Consider the following 12,573-nt stretch of genomic DNA (forward strand, 5'->3'; position numbering starts at 1 on the left):
TCCGGGTGGCCCGGATCACCCGTAGATGTTCACGATCCGGTGCGCCGCGCGGCGCGCGAGCTCGTGGCTGTCCATCCCGATCACCCGCTGGAGGACGGCGTCCTGGCCGTCGTCCAGGGTGCCCTCGCCGGAGTTGTGCAGCGCGTCCATCAGCTCCCAGAGGCGCGGCTCCCCCTGGGTGGCGGCGATGTAGTCGCAGGCCATCCAGGCGAGCGCGTAGTTCCAGGCCTGGTCCTGGCCGTTGAAGCCCGCCGACGCCGGCATGTGGTCGACGAAGCCGCGCGCCCGGCTGGCCGCGACGGTCGCGATCCGGCGCTCGTCCTCGGGGACGTCGCGGACGCCCATGTACTCGGAGATCCCCTCGGCGATCCAGATCGGCGCGCCGTCGTCGCGCGGGCCGACGGCCACGTGCGTCAGCTCGTGCCGGGTGATCCGGTCCAGGAACGACTGACCCGCCCGCAGCGAGCTCGGCAGCAGCGTGAACCGGACGCCGGCCACCGCCTCGCGGCCGAGCACCGCGTAGATCGGGAACGTCATCGCGCCGAGGTGGTTGATGTTGCCGCCCGGCACGCCCTCGTAGCTGTTGAGCACCTTCCGCTTGGCGAAGACGTAGACGACGACCCGCCCGCTCCAGGTCCACGGCACCCCGTCCTGGACGTCGCGGATCCCGCGGCGCAGCGTCTTGTCGACCGTGCCCGCGCGCGACCAGGTGTCGTCGTCGTACAGCTGCAGGGTGCCGGCGTCGGTGCGCACGTGGATCCGGACGAGGTCCCACGGCGCCGGGTTGTAGCCGGGGAATTGCCGGCCGCGCGCGGTCAGGTCCGAGACGACGACCGGCTTCCCACCGCGCCGCGCGATCGCGAAGCCGGTCACCCGGATCACCGGCTCGATGTCGAACCCGTCGAGCTGGGTGACGACGCGGACCTGCGGGAGCAGCACGTGGTCGCCCCAGGCGTCGTCCCGCAGCGCGACCGGCCACTGCGCCTTCAGGACCCGGTAGCGCAGGACGGCGAGCGGCAGCCGCTGCATGTTCGCGAAGTAGCGGCGCTGCCGGCGGACCAGCGCGGCGTCGCCGGTGTCCAGCCCGGCGAGGAACGCGTCCAGGTCGTGGTCGCGGATCGCGCGCGCCCGAGCGCCGAGCAGCCGCTGCGCCTCGGCCATCGTGACCGCGCGACCCTGCCCGGCGTCGCTGCTCCCACCGGTGTCCCGGTCGTCGGAGCAGCCGACCAGCAGGGACCCGCACAGCGCGAGCACGACGAGGAGCACGGCGCCGGCGCCGTGACGGGACGAACGCATCGACCCTGCCTAGTCGATGTCCACCAGCGAGTGGCCCGAGTCCAGCGCGGTGACGTCCTCGACGATACGGCGCGCGAGCGCCTGCGCGGTCAGCCCGATCCGGTCCAGGATCGCGTCCCGCTTCGCGTGGCCGAGGAACTCCTGCGGGATCCCGTGCAGCCGGAACGGGGTCGTCACGCCCTCGTCGGTCAGCAGCTGGAGCAGGTTGGCGCCGAAACCGCCGACCCGGCCGTTGTCCTCGACGCTGACCACGAGACGGTGCGCGGACGCCGCGGCCACCAGCGCCGGGTCGATCGGCTTGACCCAGCGGGGGTCGACGACGGTGACGCCGATTCCCTGGTCGCTGAGCCGGGCGGCCACCTCGACCGCGGTGCCGGCCATCGAGCCGGCCGCGACGAGGAGGACGTCCTTCGCGCCCTGGCGGACCAGGACGTCGCAGCCGCCGAGGCGGTCGACGGCGGGGATGTCGTCTGCGGGCGGTGCGCCCTTCGGGAGCCGCACGATCGTCGGGGCGTCGTCGACGGCGACGGCCTCGCGGAGCAGCTCCCGGACCCGGGCGCCGTCGCGCGGCGCCGCCAGCCGGAGGCCGGGGACGACCTGGAAGATCGACATGTCCCACATGCCGTTGTGGCTGGCGCCGTCGTCGCCGGTCACGCCGGCCCGGTCGATCACGAAGGTGACGCCGAGCTTGTGCAGCGCGACGTCCATGAGGACCTGGTCGAAGGCGCGGTTGAGGAAGGTGGCGTAGATCGCGACCACCGGGTGCAGTCCGCCCATCGCGAGGCCGGCGGCGCTGGTCACCGCGTGCTGCTCGGCGATCCCGACGTCGAAGGTGCGCTCGGGGAACCGGGCCGCGAAGCGGTCCAGGCCCACCGGGTAGAGCATCGCCGCGGTGATCGCCACCACGTCGCTGCGCTCCTCGCCGATCGTGACGATCTCGTCGGTGAAGAAGTCGGTCCAGATCCGGCCCTTGGGCCTCGCCTCCCCGGTCTCGGGGTCCATCGGCCCGACCTGGTGCATCTGGTCGGCCTCGTGGTTCTCGGCCGGGTCGTACCCGAAGCCCTTCTGGGTGATCACGTGCACGATCACCGGGCCGCCGAAGCGCTTGGCCTGGGTGAGCGCGTGCTCGACCGCGACCCGGTCGTGGCCGTCGATCGGGCCGACGTACTTCAGCCCGAGGTCCTCGAAGAGGCCCTGCGGGGCGAGCGCGTCCTTCATGCCCTTCTTCATCGCGTGCAGGGCGTCGTACACGGCCGGGCCGACGCCGCGGACGCCGTTGAGCCGCCGCTTCACCTGGTCCAGGACCTGCTCGTAGCGCGGGTTCGTGCGCAGCGCGGTCAGCGCGCTGGCCAGGCCGCCGACGGTCGGCATGTAGGAGCGGCCGTTGTCGTTGACGACCATCACCAGCGACCGGTCCTTGCCGATCGCGATGTTGTTGAGCGCCTCCCACGACATGCCGCCGGTGAGTGCGCCGTCGCCGACGACCGCGACCACGTGCCGGTCCTCGCCGCGGATCGCGTACGCCTTCGCCAGGCCGTCGGCGTAGGAGAGGGCGGTGGACGCGTGCGAGTTCTCGACGAGGTCGTGCTCGGACTCCGCCTGGCTCGGGTAGCCCGAGAGCCCGCCCTCGGTGCGCAGCGTGTCGAACTGGTTCGCGCGGCCGGTGAGCATCTTGTGCACGTAGGCCTGGTGGCCGGTGTCGAAGACGATCTTGTCGCGCGGCGAGTCGAAGACCCGGTGGATGGCCATGGTCAGCTCCACGACGCCCAGGTTGGGGCCGAGGTGGCCACCGCGCGGGGCGCAGGTGCGGACCAGCTCGTCACGGATCTCCGCGGCGAGCTCGGTGAGCTGAGCGTCATCGAGCCGGTGCAGGTCCTGCGGCCCGGTGATCGACTCCAGATGGCCCATGCCGCGGGTCCTCCGATCTGATCTGGGGTGGTGGTTCTCGAACAACGGAGTCTAGTCGGCGGGTACCTGGATCGCGGCAACCGCCGGTTCCTCGAGGCTGCCCAGCCAGAGGACGCCGTCGTGCTCACGCAGCCCGGTCACCATGTGGAACCGGGTCGCGTCCGCACCGAGGTCGTGGACCAGGGTGCCGTCCGGGGCGAAGGCGAGCGCGCGGACCACGCGTGTCTCCCGCGCCTGGAACCGCTGCGGCAGGCTCGACAGCAGCACCCGCAGCGGGCGCGGCAGCCGCAGCACCCGCTCCGCGACCGCGTCGGTGGTCGAGGGGATGCTCACCCAGATCAGCCCGTCGGAGCCGAGCGCGATGTTGTCCGGGTAGCCGGGCAGGTCCGAGCAGAACAGGTCGCGCTCGCCCGCCCGCTCCCCCGTCAGCCAGATCCGTACGACGCTGCGCCCGACGGTCTCGGCGACGGCGACGAACGACTCGTCGGGGGCGAGCGCGACCCCGTTGGCGAACGCCAGCCCGTCGAGCACGACCTCGAGCGCGCCGGACGGGTCGCGCCGCACCAGCCGGCCGGTGCGGGTGTTGCGGACGAAGTCCTTGCGCCACTCCTCGATGCCGTGGACGGTCGAGGAGTCGGAGAACCAGATCGTGCCGTCCGCGGCGACGGCGGCGTTGTTGCAGAAGACCAGCGGCGTCCCGCCGACCTCGTCGACCAGGGTCTCCAGCTCGCCGTCCGCCGGGTCGAGGGCCAGCAGGCCGTGGTGGGCGTCGGCCACCAGCAGGCGCCCGTCCGGCAGCAGCTCCAGCCCCAGCGGCCGGCCGCCCGTGCTGCCGACCGTCCGGACGCTCCCGGTGGCCGGGTCGAGCGCGTGCACGTCCCCACCGACGGTCCCGGTGTAGACGGTGCCGTCGCGCCCGATGACGACGTCCTCGGTGCCGTGCCCGGGGACCGGGTGCAGGGTCAGCGGCCGGACGGTCGTGCTCACAGGGTCGCTCACAGGGTCGCTCACAGGGCCGCTCACAGGGCTCCCTGCAGCGTGCGGAAGAGGTCGGAGGTCAGGAAGTCCGGCAGGAAGTACCGCGACGAGCCGGCCAGGTCGAGGTCGAGGATCCGGTCGGGGTCGACGAAGACGATCTGCCGGCCCTCGCCCACGACGATGTCGTCGTCGGTGAGGTCCACGCGGGCGGCGTACACGTGGTAGCGGCCGCGGTGGCCGTCCGGGTAGGTGTACTCGTCGTCGCGCCAGAGCGCGAGCGTGCCGGGCGGCAGGTCGACGCCGGTCTCCTCGGCCACCTCGCGGTACACGGCGGTCTCGAAGTCCTCGTCGTCCTCGACGTGGCCCCCGACCATCCCCCACTGGTTCGCGGCCCGCGGCGCGTTCTCGTCGCGCTCCTGGAGCAGCACCCAGCCGCGCTCGTCGACGAGCAGCACCACCGCGAGTCTGGCCATGGGGCGCACTCTTCCAGATCGCGCGCGCGGACCTGCGCGACGCTACGACATCTGCGAGACGTACCGCCGGCCGCGGAGCGCCTCCTCCACCAGACCGACCGCCCGTCGTACGCCGAGGAGCCGGGCCTTCTCGCACTCCCACACCTGGACCGCCGCCGCCACCTCGCCGGCGTCGGCGACGTCGCGCAGGATCCCGCGGCCCTCGCTCAGGCCGCGGTCGACAGCAGCCTGGGACGCCTCGACGTGGAGGACGCCGAACCGGGCGAGCACGACCGGGTGCCGTCGCAGGCCCGGGTAACCGCGGTACTCCGGCGGGCAGATGTCGAGGAGCCAGTTGACCGCGGTCCGCTCCCAGTCGGCCGAGCCGGGCGGCCGGACCTCGGCCGGCCATCCGGGAGGCGCCACCGGTGCGGCACCGGGGCGCGCGGTGCGGGGAACTGCTCCGGGTTCGCGACGTGGGGTGAACACCTGTCCATCATCGCACGAATTCGAACAGGTGTTCGAGGTTCAGATCGAACCGGCGGGCATCGCCTCGCCGACGCGGACCGAGACCTCCGAGGCGGCGACCCCCAGGAGGAGGGCGGCGACCGGCCAGCCGATCCCGGAGAGCCGGATCCCGAGCAGCGCGTCCACCGACACGTCGTCCGGCTGCTCCTGCGCCAGGGCGAGCAGTGCGGCGATCAGGACGAGGTTGTACTCGTAGCCGCCCTCGGTCACCCAGGGCCCGCGATGCGCGTGCACCTTGCGGATCGCGGTGACCATCGTGCCGATGAGCGCCGCACTCGGCAGCGGCGTGGCCAGCCCGAGCGCGAGCAGGGCTCCGCCTCCGGTCTCGGTGACGCCGGCCAGCACCGCGTTGCGGCGGGGCGGGTTCATGTCGAGCTGCTCCATCATCCCGGCGGTGCCCTCGATCCCGCCGCCACCGAACCAGCCGAACAGCTTCTGGGTGCCGTGACCGACGAACAGACCACCGATGAGGACCCGGGCCGCCAACCTGCCGATGTTCATGCCAGAGCCGTTACCCGGCGCCGGACGGGCCAAACGACGGGTCGCCGCGAGAACGGGTTCCAGACAATCCGGACGAGGTCATTTCTGGATCTTCGGGTGCGAATGGGACACGAAAGTGGACCAGTTGGTACCGAAAACTGGACCAGTCCAATTCGTCCCGTCAGGAACGCGCAACAGCCCCGTTTCTCTGCCGAAGAGCAACGCACGAACCCAACTCACTCAGCACCCAGGCGAAGAGGGAACCACGATGGACCGCAACCTCACCACCATCTGCACGACTGCCGTGCAGATCGCGACCGTCAACGCCGAAGAGGACCACGCGCTCTCCGCGGAGTTCTCCTACGACCCGACCGACCCGTGGGCGGTCACCATGGCGCTCGAGACGCCGTCCGGCCAGGTCCGGTGGACCTTCGCCCGCGACCTCCTCGTCGAAGGTCAGTACGAGCCCGCCGGTGACGGCGACGTGCACGTCTGGCCGTGCCTCAGCCCGAGCGGCGAGGCCGTCGTCATCGTCGAGCTCGACTCCCCGGCCGGCGAGACGCTGCTGCAGTTCCCGACCCGCGCCGTCCAGGACTTCGTCTACGCGTCGCTCGACCAGGTGCCCGCCGGCGCCGAGCAGGTCGACGTCGACGAGTGGCTGAACCAGCTGCTGGACGACGGGGCCGTCTGACTTTCTTTCCTGTCGGAGGAGCGACGAAGCGCCGAGCGAACCTGGGAGGGGCTCGGCGCTTCGTCGTACCCGGGGCCGTTCCCCCGGTCAGTCCGTCAGTCAGTCAGTCAGTCAGGTGCGCCTCGACCCGCTCCACCTTCGCGGTGAGCTGGCCGCTGTCGAAGCCCCGGCGCAGGTCGGCCTTGAGCACCAACCCGACCCGGGGCGAGGACTCGGCGACCTTGAGGACGGCCGCCTTCACCACCGCCATCACCTCGTCCCACTCCCCCTCGATGTTGGTGAACATGGAGTTGGTCTCGTTCGGCAGCCCGGAGTCCCGGATCACCTTCACGGCATCGGCGACCGCAGCACTGACGCTGCCGTCCTCGTCCGCGGCTCCCGAGGGACTGATGCTGATGGCGACGATCATGGGCCCACGCTAGCGAGGGGCGGTACGGCGCGCGGAATCCCCTCTCCCCTTGGGAAACCGGCAATCCAGCCCAATGCATCGGGCTGGAAGCGACAGCAACGGGTCGGAAGCCCGGCTCACGTACGCCGCAGTCGGTCCGATGATCAGCCGACCGGCGTCGCTTCCGCGCCCAGTCCCGGCACCACCCCGCGAAGCCGCTGCAGCGCGTCGCGGTGCTGCGACTTCACGGTACCGGCGCTGATGCCGAGGACCCGCGCGGTCTCGGTCTCGGTGAGGTCCTCGTAGTAGCGCAGCACGATCACCGCACGCTGGCGCGGCGCGAGCAGAGCAAGGGCAGCGGCCAGGCTGAGGTCGCGGTCACGGTCCCGGGACGGTACGGCGGACTCGGGCACGTCGGCGCTGAGCCGTTCCCGTCCGCGGTGCTTGCGCCAGCCGGAGATGTGGTCGTTCACCATCACCTTCCGCAGCCACGGCTCCGGGTGGTCCCCGATCCGCCGCCAGTGCCCGACCGCCTTGATCAGCGCCACCTGCACCAGGTCCTCGGCCGCGTGCTCGTCCCCGCACAACAGGTACGCCGTCCGCACGAGCGCGTGGCGCCGGGCGGTGACGTACTCGGTGAAGGACGCCTCGAGGTCAGCCCTGCGCACGGCGCCTCCGTCGGACGAGGAGCCAGGCAGCGACCGAAGCGCCGGCCAAGCCGGAGACGATGACCAGCTCGGTGCCGAACGACTCGAGCAGACCGGGAGGCTTGCGGCCGGCGACGAGCGGTTCGGCGAGGAGCGAGCGGGCCACCTGCAGGTCGACGTCGACCAGGTCGTCGTCGACCTGGCCCACGCGCTCAGCGCGCCCCGAGTCGACGTCGACGACATAGAGCGCGCGGTCCGACGCGTCCACGCCGTCGAGCTCGGCCTGCACCTGTCCGTCGCGCGTCTCGCCCGGCCAGGCCGTGACGAGCACGGTGTGGTCCGACAGCCATCCGAGGAACTGTGCCGACGTGAGCTCGCTGACGCGGTGCAACGACGTCGGTCCGGTGCGCAGCCGACCGACCTGGACATTCCCGTCGTTCCTGTTCGTGGTCGTCCCGGTCGTGGCGATCCTTCCGGCGCGCACCCCGAACGCACCGATCCAGGCGCCGGGAACGTTGAACGTGCGACCGGTCGGCACCGCGTCGTCACCGACCTCGACGAGGTTGGGCCCGTCCTCGCTGTCGGCGAACCGCAGGGAGGTCCTTCCCGGCTCCAGCGGCCCGTACGCCGCCGACGAGATGTCTGCGCCCGGGAGCCGCGTCGGCTCGGCTGGGCCTGGAACCCAGCGGTACACCTGGTCGTCGTTCGAGGTGTTGCTGCCGACGTACTTGCCGAAGCCGAACACCAGCGAATCGTCACCGAGCCAAGCGAGGCCCCCGATGCCGCCGCTGTCCACGTCGAGTCCGTAGGTGCTGGGGACCATGTGTCGGACCAGGGTGCCGTCCCGGGTGTCGTACACGCCGATGCCGGTCGCCGGGCGATCAGGAACAGGACCACCCACGTTGACCCCGTCACCGGGCCCGAAGTCGTCCTTCTCAGTCGGACCGGTGACCCAGTACGCGATCCGGGTCCCGCCCGGCGAGAGCTTCATGTCGCTGTCCGCCGCGATGTGCGGCAGGTCGAGGTAGCGGTAGGCGCCGGTCGTTGCCGAGATTCCGAACCAGTCGCCGCGGCCGTCGGAGTCTCCCTCGTCACGCGCGATGACGGCCAGGGGACCTGGCGGACCCGCATCGGACACGCCGGCGATCCAGCCGCCAGGTTGATACACGTTCCTCGGGATCGCAGCCCGGTGCACCTCCCCCGCCGGCATCACCACGACCGGCTCGGAGCGCACCCAGGCGAGCGACCCGACCAGCACCGCGACCACCGCGACGACCGCGGCCCCCGYGACCCGGCGGCGGCGTACGCGGGCACGCCCGGCGTGCCAGAGGCTCGCCGGGTCGACCGGGGTCGGTGCCGCGTCGCGCGCGAGCTCGCGCAGCGCGGTGCTGAGTTCGTCCATCGTCCTTCTCCTGCGTTCCGGAAAGCCTTCGGCCCTGCCCGTGACACGCACGGGCAGGGCCGGAAGGTGGGGTCCGGGCCGGAACTTCTTCGGCAGCCGGGATCAGCCGTTGAGCAGGTTCCGCAGGACGTACTGCATGATGCCGCCGTTGCGGTAGTAGTTCGCCTCGCCGGGGGTGTCGATGCGGACGACGGCGTCGAACTCGACGCTCTGCCCGTTCTCCCCGGCTGCCTTCACCTTCACCGTGCGCGGGGTACGACCCTCGTTGAGCTCGGCGATCCCGGTGATCGAGAACGTCTCCTCGCCGGTCAGGCCGAGCGACTCCGCGTTCTGGCCGTCGGGGTACTGCAGCGGGACGACGCCCATGCCGATCAGGTTCGAGCGGTGGATGCGCTCGTAGGACTCCGCGATCACGGCCTTCACGCCGAGCAGCGAGGTGCCCTTGGCCGCCCAGTCGCGCGACGAGCCGGAGCCGTACTCCTTGCCGGCGAGCACCACGAGCCGGATGCCCGCGGCGATGTAGTTCTCGCTGGCCTCGAACACCGAGGTGACCTCGCCGCCGGCGGTGAAGTCGCGCGTGACGCCGCCCTCGGTGCCGGGAGCCAGCTGGTTGCGCAGCCGGATGTTGGCGAAGGTGCCGCGGATCATCACCTCGTGGTTGCCCCGGCGCGAGCCGTAGGAGTTGAAGTCCCGGTGCTCGACGCCGTGCTCGGTGAGGTAGCGGCCGGCGGGGCTGTCCTTCTTGATCGCACCGGCCGGGCTGATGTGGTCGGTGGTGACCGAGTCGCCCAGCTTCAGCAGCACCCGGGCGCCGTCGATGTCGCTGACCGGGAGCGGCTCGTCGGGCATGCCGTCGAAGTACGGCGCCTTGCGGACGTACGTCGAGCTCGGGTCCCAGTCGAAGACGGCGCCGTCGGGCGTCGGCAGCGAGCGCCAGCGGTCGTCACCGGCGAAGACGTCGGCGTAGGAGTCGCCGAACATCTCCGAGTTGATCGCGCCGGCGATGGTCTCCTCGACCTCGCTCGGGCTCGGCCAGATGTCCTTGAGGAAGACGTCGTTGCCGTCGGTGTCCTGGCCCAGCGCGTCGTTGAACAGGTCGACCTTCATCGAGCCGGCGAGCGCGTACGCGACGACCAGCGGCGGCGAGGCCAGGTAGTTCATCTTGATGTCCGGGCTGATCCGGCCCTCGAAGTTGCGGTTGCCCGAGAGCACCGAGACGACGGCGAGGTCGTTCTCGTTGATCGCGGCCGAGACCTCGGGGATGAGCGGGCCGGAGTTGCCGATGCAGGTGACGCAGCCGTAGCCGACGAGGTTGAAGCCGAGCTTGTCCAGGTACGGCGTCAGGCCGGCCTTCTCGTAGTAGTCGCTGACGACCTTGGAACCCGGCGCGAGCGTGGTCTTGACCCATGGCTTGCGGGTCAGGCCCTTCTCGACGGCCTTCTTGGCCAGCAGGGCGGCGCCGATCATCACCGACGGGTTCGAGGTGTTGGTGCAGGAGGTGATCGAGGCGATCGTCACCGCGCCGTTCTCGAGCTCGAAGGAGGTGCCGTCGGCCAGGGTCACCGGGATCTTGGCGTCGGGGTTCGAGGTGTAGCCCGGCAGCTCGCCGGCGAAGGCCGACGCGGCGCGGGAGAGCTCGACACGGTCCTGCGGTCGCTTCGGGCCGGCGAGGCTCGGGACGACGGTGGCGAGGTCGAGCTCGAGCTTCTCGGAGTAGCGCGGCTCGGCCGACGGGTCGTGCCAGAGGCCCTGCACCTTGGCGTAGGTCTCCACCAGCGCGAGCTGCTCCTCGGAGCGGCCGGTCAGCTTGAGGTACTTGATGGTCTCCTCGTCGATCGGGAAGACCGCGATCGTGGAGCCGAACTCCGGGCTCATGTTGCCGATGGTGGCGCGGTTGGCCAGCGGCAGCGCCGAGACGCCCGGGCCGTAGAACTCGACGAACTTGCCGACGACGCCGTGCTTGCGGACCATCTCGGTGATGGTGAGCACGAGGTCGGTGGCGGTGGTGCCCTCGGGCAGGTCGCCGCTGAGCTTGAAGCCGACGACGCGCGGGATCAGCATCGAGACCGGCTGACCGAGCATCGCGGCCTCGGCCTCGATACCGCCGACTCCCCAGCCGACGACGCCGATGCCGTTGACCATGGTGGTGTGCGAGTCGGTGCCGACGCAGGTGTCGGGGTAGGCCTGCAGGACGCCGTCGACCTCACGGGTGAAGATCGTGCGGGCGAGGTGCTCGATGTTCACCTGGTGCACGATGCCGGTGCCCGGCGGGACGACCTTGAAGTCGTCGAAGGCGCCCTGGCCCCAGCGCAGGAACTGGTAGCGCTCGCGGTTGCGCTCGTACTCGATCTCGACGTTGCGCTCGAAGGCCTCGGGGGTGCCGAAGACGTCGGCCATCACGGAGTGGTCGATGACCATTTCGGCCGGGGCGAGCGGGTTGATCTTGGTGGCGTCGCCGCCGAGCTCGGCCATCGCCTCGCGCATGGTGGCGAGGTCGACGATGCAGGGCACGCCGGTGAAGTCCTGCATGATCACGCGGGCCGGCGTGTACTGGATCTCGCGGTCGGGCTGGGCGTCGGCGTCCCAGGCACCCAGGAAGCGGATGTCGTCGGCGGTGATGTCGGCGCCGTCCTCGGTGCGGAGCAGGTTCTCCAGCAGCACCTTGAGGGAGAACGGGAGCGACGCGACGTCGACACCCTCTCCGGTCACGGCGTTGAGCCGGAAGATCTCGTAGGTCTTGCCCTGCACGTCCAGCGTGCCCTTGGCACCAAAGCTGTCGACGCTCGCCATCGGCGGTCTCCTCGTATATCGAAGCGGTCTCTGCACGCCATCTTGCCCACGCCGGTGAGCAGCGGGAAAGGAAGGCTTGCCTTACTGAACTATCTTGACGTCAAGATAAACGATATCAAACTTTCAGGCCCGGATCCGGCTGACCGCCTCGGCGTGAACGACCGGGTCGGAGGTGAAGGCCTCCCCCGGCGCACCCGGCCCGTAGACGACCAGCTCGCCGAACCCGAGACCCACCGCCCGCTCCGCGGCCTCCGTGTACGCCGCCACGCTCTCGGTCGGCCGCACGGTGCCGTAGCCGAGCAGCAGCGAGCGCCGCAACGACCCCGGATCACGCCCGGCCGCGACGCAGGCGGCGTCGACCCTCGCCACCTGGGCCGCCACCTCCGTCCAGTAGTCCTCCGGCTCCAGCGCGACCGCGGCCGGGCCGCCGTAGGTGTTCCAGGCGTCCGCGTACCGGACGGTCAGGTCGATCGACCGCGGCCCGTGCGCCGCCAGCATCAGCTGTGGCCGCTTCCCGTCCGGCGGGGTCGCGGTGGTCTCCAGCCCGGCGAAGGACCGGGTCGCGCCCTGCCACTCGGTGGCCCCGTCGAAGACGGCGACGTACCCCGCGACGACGTCGGCGAGCCGCTGGTACATCTCCCCCGGGGTCGGCGACTCACCCCGGTCGGCGTCCGCGCACCGGGGCGACCCCGCGCCGAGCCCGAGCACCAGCCGTCCGCCGGCGATGTCGTCGGTGGTCGCCGCCAGCCGGGCCAGCGCCACCGGGGAGTGCAGCGTGGCGGAGGCGACCAGGGTGCCCAGCCCGATCCGCGACGTTGTCGCCGCGGCCGCGGCCAGCACCGAGAACCCGTCGCCCAGCCAGCCGCCCGCGGCCGTCGGGTGGGTCAGGTGGTCGTAGGTGAAGGCGACGTCGTAGCCGATGTCCTCGGCCCAGGCGAAGTCCTGGGCCAGCTCGCTCCACCGCCGGGTCTGCGGGATCACCACGCCGAGTCGGATTCCGGGTGTCATGGGAG

12 protein-coding genes are annotated in these 12,573 nt (G+C 71.3%); 1 reads left to right on the forward strand and 11 read right to left on the reverse strand.

From position 1 onward, the window contains the following. Positions 1-15 precede the first annotated feature (15 nt). The 6 genes from AB4Y76_RS12465 to AB4Y76_RS12490 are packed head-to-tail and all read right to left on the reverse strand — an operon-like array spanning position 16 to position 5,663. Positions 16-1,296, reverse strand: coding sequence for a hypothetical protein (locus AB4Y76_RS12465; protein WP_441925677.1), 1,281 nt, complete (start codon positions 1,294-1,296; stop codon positions 16-18). Between the two features lie 9 nt (positions 1,297-1,305). Further along, positions 1,306-3,204, reverse strand: a complete 1,899-nt coding sequence (gene dxs / locus AB4Y76_RS12470) for a 1-deoxy-D-xylulose-5-phosphate synthase (protein ID WP_441925679.1) — start codon at positions 3,202-3,204, stop codon at positions 1,306-1,308. Positions 3,205-3,255: 51 nt separating this feature from the next. Continuing rightward, positions 3,256-4,191 (reverse strand): SMP-30/gluconolactonase/LRE family protein, encoded by a 936-nt coding sequence (locus AB4Y76_RS12475; RefSeq protein WP_441925681.1) that lies wholly within the window; start codon positions 4,189-4,191, stop codon positions 3,256-3,258. 32 nt (positions 4,192-4,223) lie between these two features. Continuing rightward, entirely contained in the window at positions 4,224-4,655 is a 432-nt protein-coding gene (locus AB4Y76_RS12480; RefSeq protein WP_441925683.1) for an NUDIX domain-containing protein, read from the reverse strand. Between the two features lie 42 nt (positions 4,656-4,697). After that, on the reverse strand, positions 4,698-5,123 hold the full coding sequence (locus AB4Y76_RS12485) for a hypothetical protein (protein WP_441925685.1): 426 nt from the start codon (positions 5,121-5,123) through the stop codon (positions 4,698-4,700). A 39-nt stretch (positions 5,124-5,162) separates the two neighbouring features. Then, on the reverse strand, positions 5,163-5,663 hold the full coding sequence (locus AB4Y76_RS12490; protein ID WP_441925686.1) for a DoxX family protein: 501 nt from the start codon (positions 5,661-5,663) through the stop codon (positions 5,163-5,165). A gap of 247 nt (positions 5,664-5,910) precedes the next feature. Between AB4Y76_RS12490 and AB4Y76_RS12495 the strand changes: the two genes are divergently transcribed. Next, complete coding sequence (locus AB4Y76_RS12495; protein WP_441925688.1) at positions 5,911-6,333, forward strand: SsgA family sporulation/cell division regulator; 423 nt, start codon at positions 5,911-5,913, stop codon at positions 6,331-6,333. Positions 6,334-6,436: 103 nt separating this feature from the next. Here AB4Y76_RS12495 and AB4Y76_RS12500 read toward each other — a convergent pair whose 3' ends face one another. From AB4Y76_RS12500 to AB4Y76_RS12520, 5 genes are all read right to left on the reverse strand, one after another. Further along, a complete protein-coding gene (locus AB4Y76_RS12500) occupies positions 6,437-6,742 on the reverse strand; it encodes an MTH1187 family thiamine-binding protein (protein WP_441925689.1) in 306 nt (101 codons plus the stop codon). Between the two features lie 143 nt (positions 6,743-6,885). Continuing rightward, the gene (locus AB4Y76_RS12505; protein ID WP_441925691.1) at positions 6,886-7,389 is read right to left on the reverse strand and encodes a SigE family RNA polymerase sigma factor; all 504 of its coding nucleotides are present in this window, start codon (positions 7,387-7,389) and stop codon (positions 6,886-6,888) included. Continuing rightward, the gene (locus AB4Y76_RS12510; protein WP_441925693.1) at positions 7,376-8,770 is read right to left on the reverse strand and encodes a hypothetical protein; all 1,395 of its coding nucleotides are present in this window, start codon (positions 8,768-8,770) and stop codon (positions 7,376-7,378) included. The genes AB4Y76_RS12505 and AB4Y76_RS12510 overlap by 14 nt, the downstream gene beginning before the upstream one ends. Positions 8,771-8,872: 102 nt before the next feature. Next, a complete protein-coding gene (gene acnA / locus AB4Y76_RS12515; protein ID WP_441925695.1) occupies positions 8,873-11,560 on the reverse strand; it encodes an aconitate hydratase AcnA in 2,688 nt (895 codons plus the stop codon). A 123-nt stretch (positions 11,561-11,683) separates the two neighbouring features. Continuing rightward, positions 11,684-12,568 (reverse strand): LLM class flavin-dependent oxidoreductase, encoded by an 885-nt coding sequence (locus AB4Y76_RS12520; RefSeq protein ID WP_441925697.1) that lies wholly within the window; start codon positions 12,566-12,568, stop codon positions 11,684-11,686. Between the last annotated feature and the right edge of the window lie 5 nt (positions 12,569-12,573).

This window comes from Marmoricola sp. RAF53 (assembly GCF_052114005.1).
Lineage (GTDB): Bacteria > Actinomycetota > Actinomycetes > Propionibacteriales > Nocardioidaceae > Marmoricola.